The sequence below is a fragment of the Sphaerotilus uruguayifluvii genome, assembly GCF_013294065.1.
In the GTDB taxonomy this organism is placed as follows: domain Bacteria; phylum Pseudomonadota; class Gammaproteobacteria; order Burkholderiales; family Burkholderiaceae_C; genus Sphaerotilus; species Sphaerotilus uruguayifluvii.
The window spans coordinates 21,720-47,381 of the sequence record NZ_JABSNM010000004.1 but is presented as its reverse complement, the minus strand read 5'-3'; the positions used below and the strand labels follow the sequence as shown (position 1 = coordinate 47,381).

Sequence of the window (25,662 nt, the reverse complement as noted above, 5' to 3'; positions counted from 1 at the left end):
AACCCCCTCGGGAGAGAAGGAGACAGGCATGGCAGCACTCGTGCATGACGAACCCTGGGCGGACTGGATGCAGTCCTGGTCGCCGGCCGCCAGCTGGCTGGCGATGACCGGACGGCCGCCCGCCGCCTCCGCCGACCTGGTGCGGCGGCGCCAGCGCGACCTCCTCGAGCATGCGCATGCGCGCAGCACCTTCTACCGCCGCCACCACGGCCGCCATCCCGGCGCGCTGATGCCGGCCTGGGAGGACGTGCCGCCGGTCGACAAGCCCACGCTGATGGCGAACTTCGACCACTGGGTCACCGATCCGGCGATCACCCGCGCCGGCGTCGAGGACTTCCTGGCCGACCGCTCGCGCATCGGCGAGGACTTCCTGCGCCGCTACGCGATCTGGACCAGCTCCGGCACCAGCGGCGAGCCGGGCATCTTCGTCCAGGACAGCGGCGCGCTGGCGGTCTACACCGCGATGCTCGAGAGCCGCATGGACCGCCGCTTCGCGACCCAGCGCTGGTGGCCGATGGCCGCCAGCGGCGCCTTCGGCCCGTGGGGGCTGCAGCCGCGCAGCGCGCTGGTGGCCGCACTCGACGGCCATTACGCCAGCGTCTCGTTCTGGCGCCGGCAGTGCCGCTTCAATCCGGTCTCCGGCAGCGCCTCGCGCGCCTTCTCGGTGACGCAGCCGATCGAGGAGATCTGCGCCGGCCTGCAGGAGTGGCGACCCGCCTTCCTGGCCAGCTACCCCAGCATGCTGGCCGAGCTGGCGCGCCAGCAGCAGGCCGGGCGGCTGCGGCTCACGCCGCTGGCGCTGTGGGCCGGCGGCGAGGGCCTGCCGGCGAGCACCCGCGACTGGATCGAGTCGGTCTTCGGCGCGCCGGTCATCAACGACTACGGCGCCTCCGAGTGCCTGAGCATCGCCTTCGAGTGCCCGCACGGGCGCATGCACCTGAACGACGACTGGGTCGTGATGGAGCCGGTCGACGCCGATGACCGGCCGGTCGAGCCGGGCACGCCGTCGAAGGCGGTGCTGCTGACCAATCTGGCCAACCGGGTGCAGCCGCTGATCCGCTACCGGCTGGGCGACAGCGTCACGATGCATCCGGACGACTGCCCCTGCGGCAACCACCGGCCGTCCTTCACCATCGAGGGCCGCGGCGACGACACGCTGCGGCTGCGCGACGCGCGCTCGGCCGAGGTGCGGCTGTCGCCGCTGGCGGTGACCACCGTGCTGGAGGAGGGCGCCGACCTGCACCGCTTCCAGCTGCTGCAGACTTCGCCGGACGCGCTGTCGCTGCGGCTCGACGACAGCCTGAGCAGCGATCCGGCGCGCCTGCGCGAGCGCGCGCTGACGGTGCTGCGCGACTACCTGCGCCGCCAGGGCCTGCCCGAGATCAAGCTCAGCGTCGATGCCGCGCCGCCCAGCGTCGACGCGGCCAGCGGCAAGCTGCGCCAGGTCATCGTGATGGCGGACTGATCAGTCGCCCTTGAAGCCGCTGCTGCGCACCACGCCTGCCCAGCGGCGCGCCTCGGCCACCAGCAGCCGCTCGGCCTCGGGCCGCGAGCTGCCGGTGATCGAGAAGCCCGCCTCGCCCAGCTTCGTGCGGGTCTCCGGATGCTGGAGCGCGCCGACCGTCTGGCGCTGCAGCAGGTCGAGCAGCGCGGCCGGCGTGCCGGCAGGCGCCATCAGCATGAACCAGGCCGAGACATCCAGCGCCGGCCAGCCGGCTTCAGCGAAGGTCTGCACCTCCGGCAGCGCGGCCAAGCGCGCGGGCGCGGTGGTGGCCAGCGCGCGCATGCGGCCGCCGCGGATCTGCGCCAGGCCCAGCGCGGTCGACACGAAGGCACCGGCCACATCCCCGGCGATGATCGCGGTCACCGCGTCGCCGGTGGCCCGGTAGTGGACCGGCTCGACCGTGAAGCCGGCGGCCTCGCCGAGCATGTCGGCGGCGAAATGGCCCGGCGTGCCGGCGCCGAAGGTCGCCAGGTTGGTGCGGTCGCCCCGCGAGCGCGCAGCCTTGACGAAGGCGGTCAGCGTGGCGTGCGGCGAGTTGGCCGGTACCACGAACAGGAAGTCCGAGCGCACCGCCTCGCTGATGCCCGCCAGCTCCCGGGCCGGCGCATAGGGCAGCTTCTCGAAGGCGGCCGGCGCGATCGCGATCGAGCCGACCTCGCCCAGCAGCAGCGTCGTGCCGTCGGGCGCTGCCCGCGCGACCGCCTGGGCGGCGATCTGGCCGCCGGCGCCGGCGCGGTTGTCGACGATCACCTGCTGACGCAGCTGCTCGGCCAGGCGCTGCGCCAGCAGGCGCGCGACCATGTCCGGGCCGGTGCCGGGCGGAAAGCCGACGATCAGCCGGATCGGCCGGTCCGGCAGACCCTGGGCCGAGGCGATCGGCCCCCAGGCGGCGAGCGGGGTCAGGGCTGCGGCCGCCAGCAGGCGGCGGCGGGCGAGAGCGGTCATGCGCGGGTCTCCTCGGTCTGGACAGGACCGGAGTCTGTGCGCCGTGCCGCCGTCCTCCTGTCGTCCGGGAGGTCGACAGGGTCAACCCGCAGCGGCCTGTGCGGGTTCAGTGCGGCGAGTGACCGAAGCGGGCGAACAGCTCGCTGCGGAAATGCAGCCCCAGCCGCTCGAAGGCTCGGGCCCGGTAGGTCTTGACGGTCGACAGCGTGAGCCCCAGGTCGGCTGCGATGCCGTCATGGCTCCAGCCACGCAGCAGCCGCTCGCAGACATCGAGTTCGCGCGGGGTCAGGGTCGCGCAGGCCTGCAGCAGCCGCTGGCGCGGATCGGCGGCCGGTGCCGGTGCATGGGTACGGCGCTCCAGCGCCAGATGGCGCTGCACGCTGGAGCGCACCAGCGGCGCCAGCACGGCTAGCGTGTCCTGCTCGGCCGGCGTGAAGCGGCCCTGGTGCTCGTGGTGATAGAGGTTGATCGCCAGCAGCGAGCCGTCGGGCTCGACGCTGGCCACCGACAGCCGCTCGACCACCTGGTGGCGGCGGTAGATCAGCTCGCGGTGGGCCGGGCTCGGGGCCTCGTCGCCATGCATGCGCAGCACCAGCGGTCCCGTGGGCGATCCGCCCGGTCGCAGCCGCGCGAAGCTGCGGTCCTGCCGGTACAGGCCGGCGTCCCGGTAGGCGCGGAAGCAGTCCTGCGTCGCGTCCGCCACGCCCCGGCTGGCCGAGAGGTGCAGTTCGGGCGGCAAGTCCTGCGGATGCAGACGGTAGACCGACCAGGAGGCTGCGCGGACCGTCTCGTTCAGGGCGGCCAGCGCGCGGGTGGCGAAGTCCTCGTGGCCGATCGCGTCGATCAGGCGGGTCAGTGCGGTCTGGACGTGTGGGACGGAGAGGTCGGTCAAGCGCTGTCATCCTCGGGGTGGACACCCGGCCGGGGGCGGTCGGTCGATGATCGGACCCCCTGCCCGGAACGGAGCCTGATGATGACATCCGCCCCCTTTGCCTGCCCACCCGGCCTGACCCCGATGGCGCACCTGCGCTGCGAGGTCGGTGCCCTGACCCGCCTGGGGGCCGCGCCGGCCGGCGAGCGGCGCTTCGTTCCGCTGGGCGCCGGCGAGGTCAGCGGGCCGGAGCTGTCGGGCACGCTGGTCGAGGGCGGCATCGACTGGCAATGGATGCGCAGCGACGGCGTGCTCGAGATCGCCGCGCACTACGTGATCCGCGCCGACGACGGCGCGCTGATCGAGGTCCGCAGCGAGGGCCTGCGCCACGGCCCCGCCGAGGTCATGGCCCGGCTGGCCGCCGGCGAGGCGGTGCCGCGCCAGGACTATTTCTTCCGCACCCTGGTGCGCTTCACCACCGGCGCGCCGGCCTGGGCGCATCTGAACCGGGTGATGGCGCTAGCCACCGGCGAGCGCCGCGCCCGCCAGGTGCTGCTGGACCTCTACCGCATCAGCTGAGCGGATCGAGGGGCTCCGGCCCGCCGACGATGCCCTCGGCGCGCAGCCGCGCGATCTCGTCCTCGCCGTAGCCCAGCTCGCGCAGCAGCGCCTGCCCGTGCTCGCCGATCGATGGCGGCGCGTGGCGCAGCGGCAGGCGCTGGCCGTCGAGCGCGAGCGGCAGCAGCGGCAGGCGTGTCTCCACCGGCTCGCCGGCGCCGCTGGCGTCGGCCGGCAGCGTGACCGGCGCCAGGCCGCCGGTGGCCGCCAGGTGCGGATCGTCGAAGAGCTCGTGCGGGCGCACGATCGGCGCGTAGGGCAGACCGATGCGCTCGAAGCGCGCCGACAGCTCGGCCGCCTCGAAGCCGCCGAAGCGCTCGCGCAGCAGCGGCAGCAGCCACTCGCGGGCGCGCACCCGGTCGTTGTTCGTCGCCAGGCGCACGTCGTCCTTCAGGTCGCTCCAGCCGAAGGCCTCGCACAGCAGCGTCCACTGGGTATCGCTGACCGCGGCCAGGAAGATCTGCTCGCCCCCGGCGACCTCGAACACGTCGTACAGCCCCCAGGCGCTGATGCGCGCGGGCATGGGCGCGGCCGGGCGGCCGGTCACCGCGAACTGCATCATGTGCTGCGCCATCAGCAGCACGTTGTTCTCGAACAGCGCGCTCTGCACTTGGCGGCCGCAGCCGGTGCGCTCGCGCTGGGCCAGCGCCGCCAGCACGCCGATGGCGCCGAACAGTCCGCCCATGATGTCGTTGACCGAGCTGCCCGCGCGCAGCGGCCGCCCCGGCGGGCCGGTCATGTAGGCCAGGCCGCCCATCATCTGCACCACCTCGTCGAGCGCGGTGCGGTGCTCGTAGGGGCCGGGCAGGAAGCCCTTGTGCGAGACATGGATCAGCCGCGGGTTGAGCCGCTCCAGCACCTCGAAGCCCAGGCCGAGCCGCTCCATCGTGCCGCTCTTGAAGTTCTCGCTGAAGACATCGGCGCCGGCGGCCAGCCGCAGCACGATCTCGCGGCCGCGCGCGCTCTTGATGTCGAGCGCGATGCTCTTCTTGTTGCGGTTGAACATGCCGAAGAAGCCCGCGCCCGAGCCCAGCAGCCGGCGGGTGTTGTCGCCGGCCAGCGGCTCGACCTTGATCACCTCGGCGCCGAGGTCGGCCAGCACCATGCCGCAGCTCGGGCCCATCACCATGTGCGTGAACTCGATGACCCGCACGCCGGCCAGCGGCAGCGCGTCGTCGTGGCCTGTGTCCGGGGTGGGGGCGGCGCTCATGCGGCCTCCGGTGCGGGGGTGACGCCGGCCGGCCGGCGGCCGTCGGCGTAGACGAAGCCCGGGGGCAGCCCGGCCTCGGGCGTCATGCCGTGCAGCGGCTCGCCCGGCAGGCCGGCGCGCAGCACCTCGCGCGCGGCCATCAGCCGCTCCAGGTCGATGCCGGTGTCCAGGCCCATGGCCTCGAGCATGAAGACCAGGTCTTCGGTGACCACGTTGCCCGAGGCGCCCGGCGCGTAGGGGCAGCCGCCCAGCCCGCCCTGCGAGCTGTCGAAGGTGCGCACGCCCGCGTCCAGCGCCGCCAGCACATTGGCCAGGCCCAGGCCGCGGGTGTTGTGCAGGTGCGCCGCACCCAGATGCCGGCCGATCGCCGCATGGACCTGGCGGAAGCGCCGGCGCACCTGTGCCGGGTCGGCCATGCCGGTGGTGTCGGACAGGCCGACCTCGTCGGCGCCGGCCTCGACCGCGGCGGCGGCCAGCCGCACCACCTCGTCCTCGGCCACCGGGCCCTGCAGCGTGCAGCCGAAGGCGGTCGACAGGCCGACCTCCAGCGCCACGCCGGGCGCGACGCGGTCGCGCAGCCGGTCGATGGCGCGCAGCTCGTCGAGCATCTGCGCGCGGCTGCGGCGCACGTTGGCCTGCGAATGCGCCTCGCTGGCCGACAGCGGCAGCGTCAGCTTGTGCACGCCGGCGGCCAGCGCCGCCTCGGCCCCGCGCAGGTTGGGCACCAGCGCCATCACCGTCCAGCCAGGCAGGGCGACGGCGTGGCGCACCACCTCGGCCACGTCGGCCATCTGCGGCAGGCGCGCGGCCGGCACGAAGGAGCCGACCTCGATCTCGCGCACCCCGGCGGCGTGCAGCGCGTCGATCCAGGCGAGCTTGGCTGCGGTCGGCATCACCGCGGCGACGCTCTGCAGGCCGTCGCGCGGGCCGACTTCGCTGATCAGCACCGCCGGAGCGGCCGGGGACGCAGGGGATGACGGCAAGGGCATCGGGAATCCTTAGATTGTTCTGTAGAATGAAACAAGCGTTTCAATGAACGATCAGGATCATAGCCGATGCCTCGCAAGTCCACGAATCCGTCGGTCGCCGACGAGGGTGCCGCACCCGGCGGCACCGCGGCGGTCGACCGCGCGCTCAGCCTGCTGTCGGCCTTCCGGCCGGGCGACCGCGCGCTGGGCGTGACCGAGCTGGCCGAGCGCACCCGGCTGCACAAGAGCACCGCGCTGCGGCTGCTGAACTCGCTGGCGCATGCCGGGCTGCTGGTGCGCGACGAGACGGGGGGCTGGTCGCCGGGGCCGGAGATCGACCGGCTGGCGCAGGTGCGCGCGGCGGCCTTTCCGCTGGAGGCGGTGGCGCTGCCGCTGATGCGCGCGCTGGTGGCCGCGACCCAGGAGAGCGTGGCGCTGCATGTGCGCTCCGGCGCGCAGCGGCTGTGCCTGCTGCGGGTGGATTCGCCGCATCTGCTGCGCGACCATGTGCGCGCCGGCGACCTGCTGCCGCTGGAGCGCGGCGCCGGCGGCCGGGTGCTGCTGGCCTTTGCCGGCGAACCCGGCGCACTGAGCGATCAGATCCGCCGGGAGGGCTATCTGCTGCGCACCGGCGACCGGGTGGCCGGGCTCACCGGCATCTCGGCGCCGGTGTGGCGCTCAGGCGGCGCGGCCGGCGCCGCGCCGGTGCTGGTGGGGGCGCTGACGCTGACGGTGCCCGAGCCGCGCATGCGGCCCGAGCTGGTCGGCGCGCTGCGCGAGACGGCCGCGCGCCTGAGCGCGGCGCTGGGCGCGGGCTGAGCTTGGGAGGTGGGCGTGCAGGGCCGGCCTCAGCCTGCCACGGCCGGCCGCACCTCGATCACCTTGCGCGCGGGGTGCTGCGGGCGCTCGGCGCGGGCGCGGGCGCGCAGCTGGCCGCAGCCGGCGTCCACGTCCTGGCCAGCGGAGCGGCGCAGGCGGGTGAGCACGCCGCGCTGGTTGAGCCAGCGCGCCATCTCGGCCGCGCGCTCCCAGCTCGGGCGGCGGAAGCCGCTGCCCTCGACGCTGTTGAACGGGATCAGGTTCATCATCGCGTACTTGCCCGCCAGCAGCTCGGCGATGCCTTCGAGCTCGTCGTCGCTGTCGTTGACGCCCTCGAGCAGCGTCCACTGGTACTGGATCGGGTACTGGGTGGCGCGCGCGTAGTCCTCGGCCAGGCGCACCAGCTCGGCCGGGGTCAGGGCCGGTGCGCGCGGCAGCAGCTCGGCGCGCAGCGCCGGCCGCGTGGTGTGCAGCGACAGCGCCAGCGCCGGCTTCACGCGCCCCTGCGGCAGGCGCTCGAACACCCGCAGGTCGCCGACGGTCGAGAACACCAGCTCCTTGTGGCCGATGTTGCCTGCGGTGCCGAGCAGCTCGATGGCGTCCATCACCTCGTCGAGGTTGTGCGCCGGCTCGCCCATGCCCATGAAGACCACGCGGCGCACGCCCTTCAGGCCGGGGCGCTGCTGCCGCGCCAGCGCCACCTGCGCGACGATCTCGGCGCTGCCGAGCTGGCGCACCAGGCCGCCCTGGCCGGTCATGCAGAAGCGGCAGCCCACCGCGCAGCCCACCTGGGTGGACACGCACACGCCCCCGCCCTTGGGCCCCGCCGGCAGCAGCACGCTCTCGACCATCTGCCCGTCGCCCAGCCGCACCAGCAGCCGCGCCGAGCCGTCCTCGCCCGGATGGCTGGCCTGCAGCCGCGCCAGCCCGGCCAGCTCCTCGCGCAGCGCGGGCAGCGCTTCGAGCAGCGGCTTCGGATAGAAATGCTCGGGCGCATGGGCGCCCCGGTCATGTGGGTGGGCCTGCGCCCAGTGGCGCAGCACGCGCTGCACATGGGACGGTCCGGCGCCCAGGGCGTGCAGTCGGGAGGTGAGGTCGGGGAGGCGCATGGGCGTGATTGTCGATGATGCCGGGCCGCCGCCGGACCGGCGGGGCACACCGGCATCAAGGACCGGTCTCAGAGACCTGACGAGGTCGCTTGGCGTTCTCGCATGTCACCATCGCGACCGTCGCTGGGTTGATGAAAATATCATTTTCGGGTTGCCGGATGATTTAATCTGTAGGATTGCTGGGTGTTGTGGCTGTTCTCCGACGTGATCTAGGACTGCGAGTTTGAAATATAGGCCACCACTGACCTAAGCGCTGCTTGATCGTGGCCAGTACTGATTCCTCGGTCTGTATTGCGTGAAGGATGTGTGCAGGCACCTCGGTGAAGGCGTGGTGCGCCAGCCTCTCTGGTGACATGCGAATGAAGTGTTTGATGGTGACTGGCGATACTGCACAGTCGCTGGCGGAGTCGAGGTCGAATACGCAGATGTATGCATTTAGCTGAGGTTCGGGAGGAGCATCCGCTGCTACACATAGCCGCTTGATGCCTGGTGCTTCGTCTTCGAGTTCAGGCGCACCAAGAAACGGTTGCCAAGAATCCCACACCGACTGTGGGATTGCGAGCACTGTGCCTGCTGCGGCAGAGCCCTCGCCAGCCAGCCGGAACTTCAACAGCATTTGATAAAATGTTCGTTTGAAGACATTAGCGATGTTCGGCCCTTCAACGTCTTGGCCGGACCACCGGCCTAGGTTTTTCCTCAGCGCTGCAGCGAAGGTGTCTTCATGCAAGCGCAGCGCGTCGCGCAGGTTTGACACAGCATGCTTATAAGTGCCGTGGTAATCCATGGTCTGCAATTCAAGGATTCCATAGCGTGACACCATGAAGCCACCGGTACCGTCTGGTTTGATCTCGACGATTGTGATATCAAAACTCATTTCCGGCGATCGGTTCGTACCTATCACCGAGATCTCGCCGCCAAGTTTGTCTTGGAAAAATACGTAGCCCGCGCCGCGGGCGTTCACCGTCTCGATAAATCGTGCGAGTTCTTCGCCTGTATTGAGAATTGGAACAGGAACAGGCTCGACCGGTTCAGTCAATCCGAAGATTAACTGACAGCCTCGAGTGACGATCGACGAGCTGATCACACGGTAGGGGCAAACCAGCCAATCTTGGCGATGACCGTTACTCGAGCTGCTGATAGTGCAAACGCCTTTACTGTTTTCGTTTTTGACACAGTTCGTCTGGTGGTGTAATACCTCTGAAAGAAAAGGGCATTTTCCTGCATTGGTGCCGGATATTGCGGTGTAGTCGAGCCTTACTTCAGGGTGTATGCGCTGCCCGAACCACTCACTGACGTAGTTCCCGCGTCCGCTGTTTGAGGTTGCCATTGAGCTTGGTTTTTTGTAGTTGCACGAACGTGGCTTGAGCATCAAAGCCCAGCGCACTTCTTCCATGTTCGAGCGCTACCTCTAGCGCTCGACCTGTACCTGAAAACGGATCCAGCACTGTGCCACCTGGTGGAGACGATGTCAGGATGCGTGGCTCGATGAGGGCGTGCGGGAATGTCGCACTGTGGCCAGCTTCGCCGGGCGCTACGTTAACCGTTACCACATCACTGGCACGTGCCTCAGCTTGCTCTAGGTCGTAGTAATAGCTGGCACGTCCCGCTGATGGCTTCTTGACAAAGTGAAAGAAGTGCTCGTGGGAATTTTTTAACCGATCGGCTTCAGGGCGTGGTACCGCATTCGGTTTGTGCCATATCACATCGTTGCGAAGAATCCAGCCGCGCTCTTGCATCGCAATAGCGAAGCGAGAAGGGATTAGCAACAGATTTTTTTCTGCACGTATGCCGCCTAGCGGCGTCTTTCTTCTGTAACGTTCTTCTGAACCAAGGCCTTGTCGCCCTTGTTCACGGATGCTCGCCCATCGTGCGAAATATGTGTCACCGATGTTGATCCACATGCTGCCAGTCGCTTTGAGGCTACGTTTACCCTTGTCAAGAATCTCAGCCAGATGATGTACAAACCACTCGGGGTACGGCTCAAGGCCAAGCAGTCCGCCGTGGAGTCGATACCATTCATAGCCTGGACTTACAGGGCCAATTTCTCGAACTGTCGGAATGTCGTTGAAGAAATCCCAGTTATGAGGCAAGCCGTAGTCGCGGTGGCCCCAGTACGGGGGGGACGTGATGATCAAGTCGATCGAACTTTTCGGCAGTTCGTCGAAAAGGTCGAATGCATCTCCATGGCGCACCTCGACCGAGGGTGCTCCCTGAGTCGCACGCTTCTGCGTAGATGGTGTGGCTGGTACATGTTCTTTCATTCAGTTATTCTATGGCAGTATTCGATCGAAGAGAAATTTGTCAGCAGCGACGCCCGGCTGGCGGTCGGGCGATCAGCGAAAACTCACAACTTCATCTCCAGCCTCACCGCCCACGCCGTGCTGCTGCGGCCCCAGGTGGTCGCGGTCTGGCGGGTGGTGGCGCCGTCCACCGTGGTGGTCGAGACGCTGTCGCGGGCTGCGAGGTTGCTGGCGGAGACGCGCAGCTTCAGGTCCGGCGCGAAGGTCCACAGCGCGTAGGCGTCGATGACCTGGCGGGTGTCGACGGTGGCGGTGCGGCTGGTGTCGAGCTGCACCGCGTAGCCGGGCGTGAAGCTCACGCTCGCGCCCAGCGTCAGTGGCAGGCCGCGCACCCGCCAGTCGGCGCCGGCGCCGGCGCTCCAGCCGGGCTGGCTGTCGAGGCGGTTGTCGGGGCCGGAGAGCGATTCCACCCGCGAGCGGTAGACGCTGAGGTTGGCGCGCAGGTCGACGGCGGGCAGGGGCGGGGCGTCCTCGGCGCGCGGGCCGAGGAGGGCGGCCAGCTCGGCGGCGCGGCCCTTGGCCTCCAGCTCCAAGCCGGTGGTGCGGGCGCGGCCGATGTTCTGCGGGCGCGACACCCAGCGCGTCTCGCCGCCGACGTTCTCCTGCGCGATGCGGTTGCGGATCAGATCCTCGATGCGGCGGGTGAAGGCGCCGACGCTGAACACGCCGCCCTGCGCCAGATGCCGCTCCCAGGCCAGATCGAGCCCGGTGGCCAGCTCGGGGCGCAGGTCGGGGTTGCCGCCGCGGTCGGGGTTGGTCTCGAGGTTGGTGCCGCTGGCGCGCGTGCCGCTGGCGATGAGCTGGGCCAGCGTCGGCGCCTTGTAGCTGCGCGTCAGCCCGGCGCGCAGCAGCTGGCGGCCGTCCTCGTCGAGGCGGTGCACCGCGTGCAGCATCGGCGAGGTCACGCGGCTGCGGTTGATCGCCTCGGTGCCGGTGCCGCCGGTGCTGCCGCGGCTGTCGATGCGCTCGTGGCGCAGGCCGGCCTGGATCGACCACTGCGGCGCGGGCGTCCACTCGTCCTGGATCCACAGCGCGCCGCGGCGGCTGTGCGCCTGCAGCGCGTCGCCGAAGTCGCCGTCGAGCGAGGTGACGCTGCCGTCGGCGGCGGTCTGGCGCTGCGTGCGCGTCTCGTCGCGACGGCCCTGTTCAATTTCCCAGCCGAGCGAGAGCTGGTGCTGCCCGTCGACCAGCGCGCGCGAGAGCTTGCCGCCGGTGCTGAGCCAGCGGTCCAGGCCGTCGCGTTCGTCGTCGATGCGGCGCAGCTGCGCGCCGGTGCCGTCGAACTCGTCGCGCCAGCCGCTGCCGTCCGAGCGCGAGGCGGTGGTGCCGGCCTTCAGCTCCAGCCGCGTGCCGCCCTCCAGCCGCGTCTGCCACTGGCCGTTGAGCCGCAGCATCGAGAAGCGGCTGCTGCCCTCGGAGGTGGCGTGGTCGTAGTCGGCGTCGCCGGCGCGGGTGACGAGCGTGCGCCGGGTGCTGCTGCGGCTTTCCGACAGGATCACGAAGGGCATCAGCGCCAGGCTCTCGCCCGCGCCGAGCTTCCACTGCAGCCGCCCGCCCGCATGCAGCGCGCGGCGCCGGCCGTGCACCTCGTCGAGGCGGTCCTGGTCGCGCAGCAGCGCGCCGTCGGCCTGCGCGGTCTCGACGGTGCGCAGGCGCACGCTGTCGTCGCTCAGGCTCTCGCCCAGGTGCATCGACAGGTTGTAGTTCAGGTCCTCGATCTGGCCGGCGCGGGTCCAGCTCAGGTCGCTCTGCCAGCGGCCGTCGTCGCGGCCCAGGCGCAGATGCACGTCGTTCAGGCGCTGGCGCACGTCCTCGCGCAGCACGATGTTGATGGTGCCGGCCACTGCCTGCGCTCCGGTCTCGGCGGTCGGGCCGCGGGTGATCTCGATGCGCTCGACCTGCTCGGGCGTCAGCGCGTCCAGGCTCATGCCCATCGGCATGCGCTCGCCGTTGATCAGGATCTGCGTGTAGCCGCTGCCCAGGCCGCGCAGGCGCGGATTGCCGCCGCGCCCCGGGCGGCCGTCGAGGGTCACGCCGGGCTGGCGCTTGAGCACCTCGGTCACGGTGGCGTCGCCGTTGCGGTCGAGCTCCTCGCGGCCGATGACGGTCTTGGCGGCGGTGGACTGGCGGCGCTCGCGGCTTTCGTCGGGCCGGCTGGCGCGGATCTCGACCCGCTCCAGCGTCGCCTGCGGCGGCGAGGGCGGCGCGGCCGGCGCCGGGGCTTCCTGCGCCAGCACCGGTGCGGCCAGCACCGGCAGCAGCAGTCGCGCCGCCTGGCGCACGGGACGGAGGTTTCTACGGGTGGGGGTAGTGTTTCTGGACATGGCGAGCCATTGTCTGTCGCGTTGCTCACCCGTATAGACTCCCGGCCCATGACCGAATCCACGCTCGTGCCCACCGCCCCGTCCGCCCGTCCCGATCTCGCCGGCCGCCGCATCGTGCTCGGCCTGAGCGGCGGCATCGCCTGCTACAAGAGCGCGGAGCTCGCGCGCCTGCTGGTCAAGGCCGGCGCCGAGGTGCGGGTCGCGATGACCGCCGGGGCGCTGCGTTTCATGACGGCCGAGACGATGCAGGCGCTCTCCGGCCACCCGGTCGCGCTGGAGACCTGGGATGCGCGCGAGCCCAACGGCATGCCGCACATCAACCTGACCCGCGGCGCCGACGCGGTGCTGATCGCGCCGGCCAGCGCCGACTTCATCGCCCGCCTGGCCCAGGGCCGTGCCGAGGACCTGCTGAGTCTCGCCTGCCTGGCGCGCCCGCTGGCCAGCGGCGCGGCGGACGCGCGTCCGGTGCCGCTGATCGTCGCGCCCGCGATGAACCGCGAGATGTGGGCGCATCCGGCCACGCAGCGCAACCTGCGCCAGATCGCCGCCGACGGCGCGCTGGTGCTGGGCGTCGACGTCGGCGCGCAGGCCTGCGGCGAGATCGGCGACGGTCGCATGATCGAGCCCGAGGCGATCGTCGAGGAACTGGTGGCTGCGCTGTCGCCGAAGCCGCTGGCCGGTCGGCGCCTGCTGATCACCGCCGGCCCCACCTTCGAGGCCATCGACCCGGTGCGCGGCATCACCAATCTGTCCAGCGGCAAGATGGGCTTCGCGATCGCGCGCGCCGCCCGCGAAGCCGGCGCCGACGTGACGCTGGTGGCCGGCCCGGTGCACCTGCCCACGCCGCGCGGCGTGACCCGCGTCGACGTGCGCTCGGCCCAGCAGATGCTCGATGCGGTGATGCCGCGCGCGCCGCTGCACGACCTCTTCGTCGCCACCGCCGCGGTGGCCGACTGGCGCCCGGCTTCGCTGTCCGAGCACAAGATCAAGAAGGACGGCAAGAAGGTCGCGCCGAGCTTCGAGCTGGCCGAGAACCCCGACATCCTGGCCGCGGTGGCGCGCCTGCCGGCGGCGCAGCGCCCGTTCTGCGTCGGCTTCGCCGCCGAGAGCGAGAAGCTCGAGCAGCACGCCCGCGAGAAGCTCGCGCGCAAGGGCGTGCCGCTGATCGTCGGCAACCTCGGGCCGGCCACCTTCGGCCGCGACGACAACGCGCTGCTGCTGGTCGACGCCGAGCACAGCCGCCCGCTGCCTGAGGACGGCCGCGCCTGCGACAAGCAGACGCTGGCGCGCGCGCTGGTGGCTGAGATCGCGCGGCGTCTGGCGTGATTATTCACTTTCAATAGTTTATTGCTATCGTTTCGTTAAGATTTGTCATGCTGGGGAATACAGATGACATGTCATGAACGACACGAGCCTGCGCACGAAGAACGGTGCGCATAAGGAGCCGGCGCGGCACGCGCTGATGGCCGCCGCGGCGGTGCTGGCGCTGTCGCCGGCGCTGCCGGTCCGCGCCGCGGAGGTGCTGGAGCGCGTCGAGGTGACCGGCAGCCGCCTGCCGCAGCGCGACGGCGAGGGCAGCGCGCCGCTGCGGGTGCTGATCCGCGCCGAGATCGAGCGCAGCGGGGCCACGACGCTGGCCGAGCTGCTCGAGCGGCTGCCGATGATGCAGGGCATGCAGGCGCTGTCCGACAGCGTCGGCAACGATGGCAACGGCGTCACCGCCGCGTCGATCCACGGGCTGGGCGCGCGCTACACGCTGGTGCTGCTCGACGGCCAGCGCCTGGCGCCGGCCGATTCCGGCTCCCTGGTCGATCTGGGCACGCTGCCGCTGGCGGCGCTCGAGCGCGTCGAGATCCTCGGCGACGGTGCTGCGGCGCTGTATGGCGCCGACGCGATCGGCGGCGTGGTCAACCTGATCCTGCGCCGCGGCGAGCAGCCGGTGCAGCTCTCGGCCCGCGCGATCCGGCCCGAGCACGCCGGCGGCCGCGGCTGGAGCGTCGCGCTGTCGCAAGGCCTGGGCGACGAGCTGCGCGACGGCGCCAGCCTGTCATGGACGCTGGAGCTGGCGCGCACGCAGGCGATCCGCGCCTCGCAGCGGGCCTTCGCCTCGACCGGCCTGATCCGCCTGCGCGACGCGCAGGGGCGCGACCTGCTGTTCTTCAACGGCTCGCTGCGCAGCGCGCCGGCCAACGCGGCGGTCGACTACACCGACGCCGCCGGCCAGACGCAGACCGTCTGGCTGAACCCGGGCGTGCAGGCGGGGGCGGGCTGCGGCGCCGCGGCGCTCGAGGTCGGCGGGCTCTGCTATCACGACTACGCGGCGGCGGTCGACGTGGCGCCGCAGACGCAGCGCGCCAGCCTGGTGCTCGACGGCGCGCATCGGCTCGACGCGCCCGGCTGGGCGCTGCGCGGCACCGCGCTGTGGAGCGACACGCTGACGCGCGCGACGGTCGCGCCGTATCCGGCCGACGTCGCCGTCGACGCGGGCTCGCCCGCCTTCGCGAGCCTGTCGCGCTGGCTGACGCCGGAGCAGATCGAGGGCTTCGGCGGTGCGCTGGCCTACTGGCGGCTGCAGCAGGCCGGCCCGCGCCAGGTGGACTACCGCAACCGCCGCCTGCATCTGGCCACCGGCGTCGACGGCGAGGCCGGCGGCTGGCGGCTGCAGGCGCGTGCGCTGCTGTCGACGCACGAGCAGCGCCAGGACCTGCGTTCGGGCTGGCTGCTCGAGGCGCCGCTGCAGTCGGCGCTGGCCGACGGCCGGATCGATCCGTTCGCGACCGGCCCCGGCGGCGCGGCCGGGCTGTCGGCCCTGTCGGACGCCGGCTGGCGCGGCCGCTACGACACCGCGCGCAGCCGCATCGCCGGCCTGGAGACCGGCGCGACGACGACGCTGGCCGAGCTGCCCGGCGGCGCGGCCGAGCTGGCCGTCGGCGCCGAGTGGCGCCGCAGCGGCTGGAGCCGCACGCTGTCGGACATCGCGCGCGGCGGGGCGCTGCTGTCCGGCGAGGTGCAGACCCCGGCCGAGCTGAGCCGCGACAGCGCGGCGGCCCGCGGCGAGCTGCGCCTGCCGCTGACGCCGGCCGTGCGCGTCGATGCCTCGGTGCGGCTCGACCAGGTCGGCCCGGTGGCCGATCGGCTCGCCGGCACCCGGGTCGGCACGTCGGCGCGTCAGACCACCGGCCGGCTGGGCTGGCGCTGGCAGCCCTCGGCGGCGCTGGCGTGGCGGGCCTCGGCCGGCACGGGTTTCCGCGCGCCGGACCTGCTGCAGATCGCCCGCGCCGAGCAGGACTACGGCATGAGCGCCGGCAGCTACGCCTGCCCGTTCTCGTCCGCCAACGGCCTGGAGTCGCACCCCTACGCCGCGCTGTGCTGGCCCGGCACCAACCAGATCGGCCTGCTCAAGGGCGGCAATCCGGACCTGAAGCCGGAGCGCTCGACCCATGCCTCGCTGGGGCTGCAGCTCGGGGCGGCGCCGGACGCCGGCCTCGGCCTGGACCTGTGGGCGGTGCGGGTGCACGACGCGGTGCAGGAGATCGGCGAGCAGCAGATCATCGCCGACCCGGTGCGCTACGCCAGCCTCTACGCCGCCCGCACCCAGGCCTCGAGCGGCACGTCGTCGCTGGCCCTGCGGCTGCTGCCGGTCAACATCGGCCAGGTCGAGCAGCGCGGGCTGGACTGGCACGCGCATCTGCGCGGGGCCTCGCCCTGGGGCCGGCTGACCGGCCGGGTCGAGGGCACCTGGCTGCTGCGCTCGCGCTACACCGTGCCGGGCACCGAGGGCGAATGGGCCTCGAGCCTGGGCCGCTTCGGCATCGACGACCGGGTCGCCTTCCGCCATGTGATCGCCGCGTCGCTGGCGCTCGACCGCGGCGGGTGGTCGCACCAGGCGCGGGTGAACTGGCGCAGCGGCTACCGCGACATGATCCACACCGAGGCCGAATGCGGCGTCACCAGCGCCGACGGGCTCGAATGCGTCGGCCTCGAGCGCCGCGTGGCCTCGCACTGGACGCTGGACTGGACCAGTCGCTGGCAGCCGCGGCGCGACCTGACGCTGACGCTGGCGGTGCTGAACCTGCTCGACCGGGACCCGCCGCTGACGCTGCGCAGCACCGGCGCGCACATGCTCGGCTTCGACCCGCGCTACGCCAGCGGCCAGGGCCGCACGCTGCAGCTCGGGCTGGACTGGCGGTTCTGAGCGGCCGGTTCCGCAGCGTTTTCGGTGCCGGGTATAGTTCGCGCGAACATTTCCGGAGCGGATCTCTCGTGGACGCAAGCAATCCCTACGGTCTGGCCGCGCTGTGGTCCGGATCGGACCTGGTGGCCAAGGCGGTGCTGGTGATGATGGTGACGATGTCGGCGGCGAGCTGGTATGTCATCGTCGTCAAGTGGCTGGAGCAGCAGCGCATGCTGCGTCAGGCGCGCGCGGCCGAGGCCTTCTGGCAGGCCGCCAGCATCGCCCAGGGCGCCGAGCAGCTCGAGCGCGGCAGCCCCTTGCGCTTCATCGCCCAGGCCGGCGTCGAGGCCAGCGGCAAGCACGCCGGCCTGCTCGGCCGCATCGACCTGCACACCTGGATCACGATGTCGATCCAGCGCGCCATCGAGCGGGTGCAGGGCCGGCTGCAGAACGGACTGGCGCTGCTGGCCACCGTCGGCTCGACGGCGCCCTTCGTCGGCCTCTTCGGCACCGTCTGGGGCATCTACCACGCGCTGACCGCGATCGGCATCGCCGGCCAGGCCTCGATCGACAAGGTCGCCGGCCCGGTGGGCGAGGCGCTGATCATGACCGCCATCGGCCTGGCGGTGGCGGTGCCGGCGGTGCTGGGCTACAACTGGCTGGTGCGCCGCAACAAGGCGGTGATGGACGAGGTGCGCGGCTTCGCCGCCGACCTGCACGCGGTGCTGCTGGCCGAGCCGCGATGACGCTGCCGCGCGGCCCCTTCGACGCGCCGCCCGACGAGGACGCGGTGATGGCCACCATCAACACCACGCCGCTGGTCGACGTGATGCTGGTGCTGCTCATCATCTTCCTGATCACCATCCCGGTGGTGGCGACCTCGGTGCCGGTGGAGCTCCCGAAGGAGCGGCTGCAGCCGCGCGAGACCCGGCCCGACAGCATCGTCATCTCGGTCGACGCGGCCGGGCGCCTGTTCTGGCACGACCTGCCGCTGGCCGGGCCCGAGGCGCTCAAGGCCCGGCTGCAGGAGGCGGTGCATGCCGCGCCGCCGGGCCAGGCGCCGGAGGTGCAGGTGCGCGGCGACCGCCGCGGCGCCTTCGACCCGGTCGCGCAGGTGGTGCTGGCCTGCCAGCGTGCCGGCATCGCGCGCATCTCCTTCGTCACCGAGCCGCCGCCGCTGCACTGAAAGGACGTTCCCGATGGCGATGAACCTCGGCCCCGGCGACACCGCCGGCGGCGACGACGAGCCGCTGATGGAGATCAACACCACGCCGCTGATCGACGTGATGCTGGTGCTGCTGGTGATGCTGATCATCACGATCCCGATCCAGCTGCATTCGGCCGATCTCGACCTGCCGGTGGCGAAGGCCGTGCCGCCGGCCGAGCCGCCGCCGGTGGTGCGCATCGACATCGCGCCCGACGGCGCGCTGCGCTGGCAGGACGAGCCGCTGGCCGACCGCGCCGCGCTGGTGGCGCGGCTGCAGGCCGAGGCCGCGCAGCCGCGCCCGGCCGAGCTGCACATCCGTCCGGCGCCGGGCTCGGCCTATGCGGTCTTCGCCGAGGTGATGGTCGAGGCGCAGCGCGCAGGGCTGAAGCGCCTGGGCGTGGCCGGCCTCGAGCGCTTCGAGCCGGCGCGCTGAGCCGCGGAGGGTCCACACGATGCCGATGCCCGAATTCGAGATCCCGTCGCGTTCGCCGCGCTGGGCGGGGGCGGCCGCGGTGGTCGGCCTGCACCTGCTGGCGGGCTGGGCGCTGATGTCCGGCCTGGCGCGCCAGACGGTCGAGTCGGTGCGCCAGACGGTGGAGATGGCGATCATCGACGCGCCCGCGCCCGCGCCGCCGCCTCCTCCGCCCCCCCGGCCGCAGGAAGCGCCACCCCCGCCGGCCCCGGTCCCGAAGACGCCCCAGCCCTCGGCCGCCCCCCCGCCGCCGCCTGCGCCCAGGGCCTGGGCGCCGCAGCCCGAGATCGCGCCGCCGCCCGCGCCTGCCGCGACGCCGGCGCAGGCCGTCCAGTCCGAGCCGCCTCGCCCCGCGCCGCCGGCTCCCGCGCCCGCGCCTGCCGCCCCGGCTCCGGCGGCGCCAGCGGCCCCGGCCGCTCCTGCCGCGCCGGCGCGCGCCGAGGTCGGTCTGGCCTGCCCGGGCTATGCGCAGATCATCCAGGACACGATGGCCGGCGCCTTCGAGCGCTACGGCGTGACCGGCGTGGTGCGGGTACGCATGCTGGTGCGCGGCGGGCAGGTGGTGGAGGCCGCGGCGCTGTCCGGGCCGCGCGAATATCACCGGCTGGCGGTCAGCGCGGCGCGCCGGATGCGCTGCCAGGCCAGCGGCGCCGACGAGGTGCAGGTGAGCTTCGAGATCAGCATCCGCGAGGAATGACGGGGCGAGGGGCGCGGCGCGCGCTCAGCGCGCCTTGGCCAGGTCCATGACCCAGTAGTTCGACTGGTTCGAGGGGTTGTAGCTGCAGGCGACAGCGAACTCGTTGACGCTGGCGTTCATCACGTTGGCGCAGTGGCTGTCGCTGCTCATCCAGGCGTCGACCACCCGTGCGACCGTCGGCTGGCCGGCGGCGATGTTCTCGGCCACGGTCGACCAGGCATAGCCCGCCGCGGTGACCCGGTCGCCGACGCTGCTGCCGCTCGAGCCGGTGTGGCCGAAGAAGCCGTGCGCGATCATGTCCTGCGCATGCACGGCGGCCGCCGCCAGCAGCCGCTCGTTCCAGCGCAGCGCGCCGACCGCGGGAAAGCTGCCGCGGCTGCCGCAGGTCTGTGCGCTGGCCCGGCGGCGGTTGATCTCCGCGATCAGGTCGGCCTGCAGGTTGCCCAGACCGCAGCTGATGCCGCTGCTGGCGTTCGCGCTCGTGCCGGTCGCCGACAGGGGGGTGCCGGCTGCGGCGACCGCCGAGGTGCCGGAGCCCGTGTCGCTGCCGCCGGAGCCGCCGCAGCCGGTCAGCAGGGCCGAAAGAGCAGCGGCCAGGACGAGCAGCGGACGCAGGGGGCGGTTACAGGTTCGGAGCATGGCGGTGACCGGTGGCAGGAAGATTCGGTTTATCGGGTCGGGCCAGTCCATTCTGGAGATCGGCCCCGGGGCGGCAAGGGCCGACACACCGCCTTCTTGCGGGGGTCGTGGCATCTACACGCATCAACCTGCGCGATCTTCACGGAACGTGTCGTTCATGCCCGCGTTCGAGGGGGCCGCGTCGATGGCGTCGACGCGCCGGCTCGATCAGACTGGCGTCGCCGGATCTGAAATAACCTGCATCACCTGGTTGGTGACTTGTTCGGATCCGCTACAGGAGTCAGCATGTCTTTCGTCGCCAACTCGAAGCATTTCGCCGCCACCGGGACGCCTGCGGTCGTCGCCGTCCGGCCGAATGTCTGGCGCCTCACCTTCACCGCGGCCGACCGGCCTTCGCGCCGTCCTCCGCACGGCCGGGCCCGCTGGAGCCTGAGCGCGGGCTCGCGCCGCCAGCCCGGCCGTCGCCCGGGCCTGTCGCTGCGCCGCCATCCCTGAAGGGGATTGAAAGGATCACCGGGTAGGATCCGGTGATGTCAAGTCCCGTTTGCCCTGATGTTTCCTCTCTGTCCGGCCAGGACGGTGCCCGCAGTGCGGCACCGCGGGCCGCCTCCCGGAAGGCCGGGAATTCTCTGCAGCTGGTCGACCTGGGCAAGGCGCTGGCGTCGCAGCTGATCGTCTGGCATCACCTCGCGCTGTACGGCCCGATGTGCGAGGTGGCCGAGACGCTGGCGCCCGAGCTGCGCGCCTGGCTGGTCGACAACGGCCGGCTCGCGGTGCAGGTCTTCCTGGTGATGGCCGGCTTCCTGGCCGCGCGCTCGATGGTGCCGCATCCCGGCGCGGCGCCGCGCGGCGGCTCCGGCAACCGCTGGACCGACTTCGTCTCGTCGATCGGCCGGCGCTTCTGGCGCCTGGCCGAGCCCTACTGGGTCGCGCTGCTGGCGGCGCTGCTGGCCGCCCGGGCCGCGCGCTCGCTGATCGAGCATCCGACGATCCCCGCCGAGCCGACGCTGCTGCAATGGGTCGCCAACGTGCTGATGGTGCAGGACATCGCCGGACTGGGCGCGCTGTCGGCCGGGGTCTGGTATGTGGCGATCGACCTGCAGCTGTTCGCGATGGTGGCGCTGCTGGGGCTGCTGCGCCAGGGCTGGGAAGGGCGGGGGCGCACGCTGCTGACCGCCTGCCTGGTGCTGGCCGCGGTGCTGTCGTCGCTGCTGGTGTTCAACCTCGACAGCAGCTTCGACGTCTGGGCGATCTATTTCGCCGGCTCCTACGGCATGGGCATGCTGGCGCAGTGGGCGGTGGCCTCGCGGCCGGGCGCGCGCGTGGGCTGGCTGCTGGTGCTGCTGGCGCTGACCGGCTCGGCGCTGCTGGCCGAGTGGCGGGTGCGCATCCTGCTGGCGGGCCTGTGCGCGCTGATGCTGGCGCTGCTGGTGCCGCTGCAGCTGCAGCTGCCGCGCCGGCTGGCGGCGCTGTCGAGCTGGCTGTCGCGCATCTCGTACGCGGTCTTCCTGCTGCACTATCCGGTGCTGCTGCTGACCGGTGCGATGGTCGGCGCCTGGCTGCCCGAGACCCCGGCCGTGCATGCGGCGGGGCTGGGGCTGGCCTGGAGCCTGAGCCTGCTGGCCGGCTGGGGCCTGCAGGCGGGTCTGGAGGCCTGGGCGCGCTGGCGCCGGCAGGCCTCGTCCGACGACGCCGATCAGCGCGCCGCGGTGCCGGGCTGAGCGGCGATCTCGTCGCCGTGCGGCAGCGCGGCGTCGATCGCGTGCGACAGCGTCTCTTCGGCCGGCATCGGCGAGCGGCCGTGCAGCGCGTCGTTCATCTGGTGATTGTCGAGCTGGCCGCACCACTTGGCCACGACCAGCGTGGCCACGCCGTTGCCGATCAGGTTGGTCAGCGCGCGGGCTTCCGACATGAAGCGGTCGATGCCCAGGATCAGCGCCAGGCCGGCCACCGGCACGCCGCCCACCGCCGACAGCGTCGCCGCCAGCACGATGAAGCCCGAGCCGGTCACGCCGGCCGCGCCCTTGGAGGTCAGCAGCAGCACCGCCAGCAGCGTGATCTGCTGCATCAGCGTCATCGGCGTGTCGGTGGCCTGCGCGATGAAGACCGCGGCCATCGTCAGGTAGATCGAGGTGCCGTCCAGGTTGAAGGAGTAGCCGGTCGGGATGACCAGGCCGACGACCGACTTCTCGGCACCGGCGTGCTCGAGCTTGCGCATCATGCGCGGCAGCACCGACTCGCTCGACGAGGTGCCCAGCACGATCAGCAGCTCTTCCTTGATGAAGGCGATGAACTTCAGGATCGAGAAGCCGTGCACCTTGGCGATCGTGCCCAGCACGCCCAGGATGAAGATCAGGCAGGTGGCGTAGAAGGTGGCCATCAGCTGCGCGAGCTGCATCAGCGTGCCCACGCCGTACTTGCCGATGGTGAAGGCCATCGCGCCGAAGGCGCCGATCGGGGCGACCTTCATGATGATGCCGACGATCGCGAACAGGACGTGCGAGAACTTGTCGATGAAGGTGAAGACGAGGTTGCGGCGGCCGCCGAACTTCTGCAGGCCGAAGCCGAACATCACCGAGAACAGCAGCACCTGCAGGATCTCGCCCTTGGCGAAGGCGTCGACGACGCTGGTCGGGATGATGTTGAGCAGGAAGTCGACCGTGGTCGTCATCTTGCCCGGGCCGACGTAGTTCTGCAGGCCCTTGGTGTCGAGCGAGTTCGGGTCGACATGCATGCCGGCGCCTGGCTGCACGACGTTGACGATCACCAGGCCGATGACCAGCGCCAGCGTCGAGACGACCTCGAAATAGAGCAGCGCCAGGCCGCCGGTGCGGCCGACCTTCTTCATGTCGTCCATGCCGGCGATGCCCAGCACGACGGTGCAGAAGATGATCGGCGCGATGATCATCTTGATCAGCTTGATGAAGCCGTCGCCGAGCGGCTTCATCTGCGCGCCCAGCGCCGGCGCGAAGTGACCCAGCGCGATGCCGATGGCGATCGCCGCCAGCACCTGGACGTAGAGGGAGCGGTAGAACGGCGTCTTGTTCGCCGCGGACGTGGGACGTGTCATCGGGAGCCTTCTGGGGTTTTCCTTGATAGGGTTACCACCAGTCTAGAAAGCCGATCCGTCTTGTCTGTCGTGGGTTCCACGTAGCGCCGGATCAAGCCCGCCGGCTGCGCTCGAGCGCCTGGCCGATCTCGTCGCGCAGCCGGCGCAGCGCCGCCAGCTCGGTCTCGGGCGCCCGCAGCGCCGTCCACAGCATCTCGACCAGATCCTGCGCGACCGCGTCGAGGTCGACCGGGCGGTCCTGTGCGACCACCTCCCACAGGATGTGCTCCATCGGGCCGAGCACCAGCGAGCGCAGCAGCCGCAGCGGCATGTCGGCGCGGATCTCGCCGCGCGCCTGGCCGCGCGCAAGCAGCTCCATCAGCGGCGCGGTGTAGCGCTTCTGCAGCGGCAGGAAGCTCTCGCCGAGCTCCTGGCCCTTGGAGCGGCCCTCGGAGAGCACCAGCGCGCACAGCCCGGTGCCCTGGATCAGGAACAGGCGCAGATGCGTGCGCACCAGATGGTCGAGCTGCTCGCGCGCCGAGGCCTCGCGCGGCAGGCCGGCCTCCATCGCCGCGACGATCTCGTCGTACCAGTCCTCGATGACCCGCACGCACAGCTCGCGCTTGCCGCGGAAGTAGGTGAAGACGGTGGCCTCGCTGATGCCCAGGCGCTGCGCGATCTCGGTGGTGGTGGCGCGCTCGTAGCCCTTCTCGGCGAAGACCTCGCGGCCGACGCGCAGCAGGTCGCGGATGCGCTGCTCGGACTTGGCGCTGGCCGGGCTGCGGCGCTGCGGCGACCGGGCCGGGCCGCCGGCGTCGTCGGGGGGGAGGGCGGTGCGGGTGCTCATGGGCGGCATTGTCCGGCAGCGGAAGGGTCGGCAGGTCCTGAAAGATGAGCCTTGCTCAATTCTTGATGCCATGACGCAGACTGCAACCCGGGTTCACCCTCGGTGCAAAGGAAACAACATGGTGCAGAATGAAAATGAGTGGAGCTCAATAAATATCGGCAAGGCTCAGCAAGGAGTGGCGCCTCATGTCTGGTTCGTCTGATTCGTCCGGTTCTTTCGGCATCGTCCCGGTCGACGGCCTGTCCCATGTGCAGGGCGAGTGTTCCCGGCCGCTGTCCGCGCTGACCTTGCCGGCGCTGCTGGCGGCCACCGTCGCGCGCTGGCCGCAGCGCGACGCGGTGGTGCTGCGCGAGCAGGGCCTGCGCTGGAGCTGGGCGCAGTTCGCGCTCGAGATCGACCGGCTCGCCGACGGCCTGCGCCGGCTGGGCCTGGTGGCCGGCGACCGCGTCGGCATCTGGTCGCCCAACCGGGCCGAGTGGCTGGTCACGCAGTTCGCCACCGCGCGGCTGGGCCTCATCCTGGTCAACATCAACCCGGCCTACCGGCTGGCGGAGCTGGAATACGCGCTGCGGCTGGCCGGCTGCCGTGCGGTGATCGCCGCCGAGCGGCTGCGCGGAGCCGACTACCTGGCGATGCTGGCCGAGGTCGCGCCGCGGCTGCCGGCGCTGCAATGCGTGATCCGGCTCGGCGAGGGCGAGACGCCGGGCATGCGCCGCTACGCCGACGTGCTCGTGCCCGCGGACGAGGTCGACCGGGCCGCGCTCGACGCGATCTCGGCCGGCCTGGGCTGCCATGACCCGATCAACATCCAGTTCACCAGCGGCACCACCGGCCACCCCAAGGGCGCGACGCTGACGCACCACAACATCGTCAACAACGCGATCGCGGTGGCGGCGGCGATGCGCTTCAGCGAGGCCGACCGGCTGTGCATTCCGGTGCCGCTGTACCACTGCTTCGGCATGGTGCTGGCGGTGCTGGCCTGCGTGGCCAGCGGCGCGGCGATGGTGTTCCCGGGCGAGGTCTTCGATGCCGGCGCCACGCTGGCGGCGGTGTCGGATGAGCGCTGCACCGCGCTGCACGGCGTGCCGACGATGTTCATCGCCGAGCTGGACCACCCCGAGTTCGAGCGCTTCGACCTCTCGCGCCTGCGCACCGGCATCATGGCCGGCTCGCCGTGCCCGATCGAGACGATGCGCAAGGTGGTCGCGCGCATGAACCTGCGCGAGATCACCATCGCCTACGGCATGACCGAGACCAGCCCGGTCTCCTTCCAGAGCAGCTTTGATGACCCGCTGGAGCGCCGCGTCACCACGGTCGGCCGGGTGCAGCCGCATGTCGAGGCCCGGGTGGTCGACGCCGACGGCCGCACCGTGCCGGTCGGCACGCCGGGCGAGCTGTGGACCCGCGGCTATCTGGTGATGCAGGGCTACTGGGGCGACGAGGCCAAGACTCGCGAGGCCATCGTCGAAGGTGGCTGGATGCGCACCGGCGACCTGGCCACGATCGATGCCGAGGGCTACTGCAACATCGTCGGCCGGGTGAAGGACATGCTGATCCGCGGCGGCGAGAACATCTACCCGCGCGAGATCGAGGAATTCCTGTTCCGCCACCCGAAGGTGCAGTCGGTGCAGGTCTTCGGCGTGCCCGACCCGAAATATGGCGAGGAGGTCTGTGCCTGGATCATGCTGCGCCCCGGCGAGACAGCGACCGCCGAGGAGATCCAGGCCTTCTGCCGCGACCAGATCGCCCACTACAAGATCCCGCGCCACATCCGCTTCGTCACCGAGATGCCGATGACGATCACCGGCAAGGTGCAGAAATTCATGATGCGCCGCGCGATGGCCGAGGAGCTGGCGCGCGACGAGGACCGGACCGCCTGAGCGGTCCGAGCCGCCTTTTCCCCCGTTTT

Annotated in this window: 23 protein-coding genes; 12 read left to right on the top strand and 11 right to left on the bottom strand. The window is 71.4% G+C overall.

Translation table 11 applies throughout. From position 1 onward, the window contains the following. The first annotated feature begins 28 nt into the window (after positions 1 to 28). Positions 29 to 1,465 (top strand): phenylacetate--CoA ligase family protein, encoded by a 1,437-nt coding sequence (locus HNQ01_RS05760; RefSeq protein WP_173804422.1) that lies wholly within the window; start codon positions 29 to 31, stop codon positions 1,463 to 1,465. On the opposite strand, the gene HNQ01_RS05755 is transcribed toward HNQ01_RS05760, so the two are convergent. Together HNQ01_RS05755 and HNQ01_RS05750 are read right to left on the bottom strand one after the other, a co-directional pair. Then, positions 1,466 to 2,449 (bottom strand): Bug family tripartite tricarboxylate transporter substrate binding protein, encoded by a 984-nt coding sequence (locus HNQ01_RS05755; RefSeq protein WP_173804421.1) that lies wholly within the window; start codon positions 2,447 to 2,449, stop codon positions 1,466 to 1,468. A gap of 106 nt (positions 2,450 to 2,555) precedes the next feature. After that, a complete protein-coding gene (locus HNQ01_RS05750; RefSeq protein WP_173804420.1) occupies positions 2,556 to 3,341 on the bottom strand; it encodes a LuxR C-terminal-related transcriptional regulator in 786 nt (261 codons plus the stop codon). An 81-nt stretch (positions 3,342 to 3,422) separates the two neighbouring features. Here HNQ01_RS05750 and HNQ01_RS05745 point away from each other — a divergent pair, with 81 nt between their 5' ends. Continuing rightward, the gene (locus HNQ01_RS05745; protein ID WP_286180511.1) at positions 3,423 to 3,899 is read left to right on the top strand and encodes a DUF3237 domain-containing protein; all 477 of its coding nucleotides are present in this window, start codon (positions 3,423 to 3,425) and stop codon (positions 3,897 to 3,899) included. Here the strand turns inward: HNQ01_RS05745 and HNQ01_RS05740 are convergent. Next, a complete protein-coding gene (locus tag HNQ01_RS05740) occupies positions 3,892 to 5,148 on the bottom strand; it encodes a CaiB/BaiF CoA transferase family protein (RefSeq protein ID WP_173804418.1) in 1,257 nt (418 codons plus the stop codon). The genes HNQ01_RS05745 and HNQ01_RS05740 overlap by 8 nt on opposite strands. Further along, positions 5,145 to 6,137: a hydroxymethylglutaryl-CoA lyase gene (locus tag HNQ01_RS05735; protein WP_173804417.1), complete on the bottom strand. Its 993-nt coding sequence runs from the start codon at positions 6,135 to 6,137 to the stop codon at positions 5,145 to 5,147. The genes HNQ01_RS05740 and HNQ01_RS05735 overlap by 4 nt, the downstream gene beginning before the upstream one ends. A 66-nt stretch (positions 6,138 to 6,203) precedes the next feature. Between HNQ01_RS05735 and HNQ01_RS05730 the strand changes: the two genes are divergently transcribed. Continuing rightward, entirely contained in the window at positions 6,204 to 6,935 is a 732-nt protein-coding gene (locus tag HNQ01_RS05730) for an IclR family transcriptional regulator (protein WP_173804416.1), read from the top strand. A 29-nt stretch (positions 6,936 to 6,964) separates the two neighbouring features. Here the strand turns inward: HNQ01_RS05730 and HNQ01_RS05725 are convergent, their stop codons facing one another. The 4 genes from HNQ01_RS05725 to HNQ01_RS05710 all read right to left on the bottom strand — a co-directional run bounded on the left by HNQ01_RS05725 (position 6,965) and on the right by HNQ01_RS05710 (position 12,668). Next, positions 6,965 to 8,044: an RNA methyltransferase gene (locus tag HNQ01_RS05725; RefSeq protein WP_173804415.1), complete on the bottom strand. Its 1,080-nt coding sequence runs from the start codon at positions 8,042 to 8,044 to the stop codon at positions 6,965 to 6,967. A 163-nt stretch (positions 8,045 to 8,207) separates the two neighbouring features. Next, positions 8,208 to 9,437 (bottom strand): PDDEXK family nuclease, encoded by a 1,230-nt coding sequence (locus HNQ01_RS05720; RefSeq protein ID WP_173804414.1) that lies wholly within the window; start codon positions 9,435 to 9,437, stop codon positions 8,208 to 8,210. Beyond that, positions 9,331 to 10,305, bottom strand: a complete 975-nt coding sequence (locus tag HNQ01_RS05715) for a DNA-methyltransferase (RefSeq protein WP_173804413.1) — start codon at positions 10,303 to 10,305, stop codon at positions 9,331 to 9,333. Before HNQ01_RS05715 ends, HNQ01_RS05720 begins: the two co-directional genes overlap by 107 nt. 83 nt (positions 10,306 to 10,388) lie before the next feature. Next, positions 10,389 to 12,668 (bottom strand): TonB-dependent receptor plug domain-containing protein, encoded by a 2,280-nt coding sequence (locus HNQ01_RS05710; protein WP_173804412.1) that lies wholly within the window; start codon positions 12,666 to 12,668, stop codon positions 10,389 to 10,391. 48 nt (positions 12,669 to 12,716) lie between these two features. On the opposite strand from HNQ01_RS05710, the gene coaBC reads away from it, so the two are divergent. The 6 genes from coaBC to HNQ01_RS22340 all read left to right on the top strand — a co-directional run bounded on the left by coaBC (position 12,717) and on the right by HNQ01_RS22340 (position 19,218). Next, complete coding sequence (gene coaBC / locus HNQ01_RS05705; RefSeq protein WP_173804411.1) at positions 12,717 to 13,994, top strand: bifunctional phosphopantothenoylcysteine decarboxylase/phosphopantothenate--cysteine ligase CoaBC; 1,278 nt, start codon at positions 12,717 to 12,719, stop codon at positions 13,992 to 13,994. A 73-nt stretch (positions 13,995 to 14,067) separates the two neighbouring features. Beyond that, positions 14,068 to 16,863, top strand: coding sequence for a TonB-dependent receptor domain-containing protein (locus HNQ01_RS22345; RefSeq protein WP_173804410.1), 2,796 nt, complete (start codon positions 14,068 to 14,070; stop codon positions 16,861 to 16,863). Next, positions 16,851 to 17,588: a MotA/TolQ/ExbB proton channel family protein gene (locus HNQ01_RS22165; protein WP_286180544.1), complete on the top strand. Its 738-nt coding sequence runs from the start codon at positions 16,851 to 16,853 to the stop codon at positions 17,586 to 17,588. Before HNQ01_RS22345 ends, HNQ01_RS22165 begins: the two co-directional genes overlap by 13 nt. Further along, positions 17,585 to 18,028 carry an ExbD/TolR family protein gene (locus tag HNQ01_RS05690; protein WP_173804409.1) on the top strand — a complete coding sequence of 148 codons (444 nt, stop codon included), beginning with the start codon at positions 17,585 to 17,587 and terminating at the stop codon, positions 18,026 to 18,028. Before HNQ01_RS22165 ends, HNQ01_RS05690 begins: the two co-directional genes overlap by 4 nt. A 13-nt stretch (positions 18,029 to 18,041) precedes the next feature. Further along, entirely contained in the window at positions 18,042 to 18,482 is a 441-nt protein-coding gene (locus tag HNQ01_RS05685) for an ExbD/TolR family protein (protein WP_173804408.1), read from the top strand. 19 nt (positions 18,483 to 18,501) lie between these two features. Further along, complete coding sequence (locus HNQ01_RS22340) at positions 18,502 to 19,218, top strand: energy transducer TonB (protein WP_173804407.1); 717 nt, start codon at positions 18,502 to 18,504, stop codon at positions 19,216 to 19,218. Between the two features lie 24 nt (positions 19,219 to 19,242). Here HNQ01_RS22340 and HNQ01_RS05675 read toward each other — a convergent pair whose 3' ends face one another. Beyond that, on the bottom strand, positions 19,243 to 19,857 hold the full coding sequence (locus HNQ01_RS05675; protein ID WP_173804406.1) for a CAP domain-containing protein: 615 nt from the start codon (positions 19,855 to 19,857) through the stop codon (positions 19,243 to 19,245). A gap of 285 nt (positions 19,858 to 20,142) precedes the next feature. On the opposite strand from HNQ01_RS05675, the gene HNQ01_RS05670 reads away from it, so the two are divergent. Then, the gene (locus HNQ01_RS05670; protein ID WP_173804405.1) at positions 20,143 to 20,352 is read left to right on the top strand and encodes a hypothetical protein; all 210 of its coding nucleotides are present in this window, start codon (positions 20,143 to 20,145) and stop codon (positions 20,350 to 20,352) included. A gap of 35 nt (positions 20,353 to 20,387) precedes the next feature. Next, positions 20,388 to 21,578, top strand: a complete 1,191-nt coding sequence (locus HNQ01_RS05665; RefSeq protein ID WP_173804404.1) for an acyltransferase family protein — start codon at positions 20,388 to 20,390, stop codon at positions 21,576 to 21,578. On the opposite strand, the gene HNQ01_RS05660 is transcribed toward HNQ01_RS05665, so the two are convergent. Further along, the gene (locus HNQ01_RS05660; protein ID WP_173804403.1) at positions 21,554 to 22,927 is read right to left on the bottom strand and encodes a dicarboxylate/amino acid:cation symporter; all 1,374 of its coding nucleotides are present in this window, start codon (positions 22,925 to 22,927) and stop codon (positions 21,554 to 21,556) included. The two genes, HNQ01_RS05665 and HNQ01_RS05660, sit on opposite strands and share 25 nt — an antisense overlap. Before the next feature lie 91 nt (positions 22,928 to 23,018). Beyond that, a complete protein-coding gene (locus HNQ01_RS05655; protein WP_173804402.1) occupies positions 23,019 to 23,753 on the bottom strand; it encodes a TetR/AcrR family transcriptional regulator in 735 nt (244 codons plus the stop codon). A gap of 185 nt (positions 23,754 to 23,938) precedes the next feature. On the opposite strand from HNQ01_RS05655, the gene HNQ01_RS05650 reads away from it, so the two are divergent. Then, positions 23,939 to 25,633, top strand: coding sequence for an AMP-binding protein (locus tag HNQ01_RS05650; RefSeq protein ID WP_173804401.1), 1,695 nt, complete (start codon positions 23,939 to 23,941; stop codon positions 25,631 to 25,633). Positions 25,634 to 25,662: the final 29 nt, after the last annotated feature.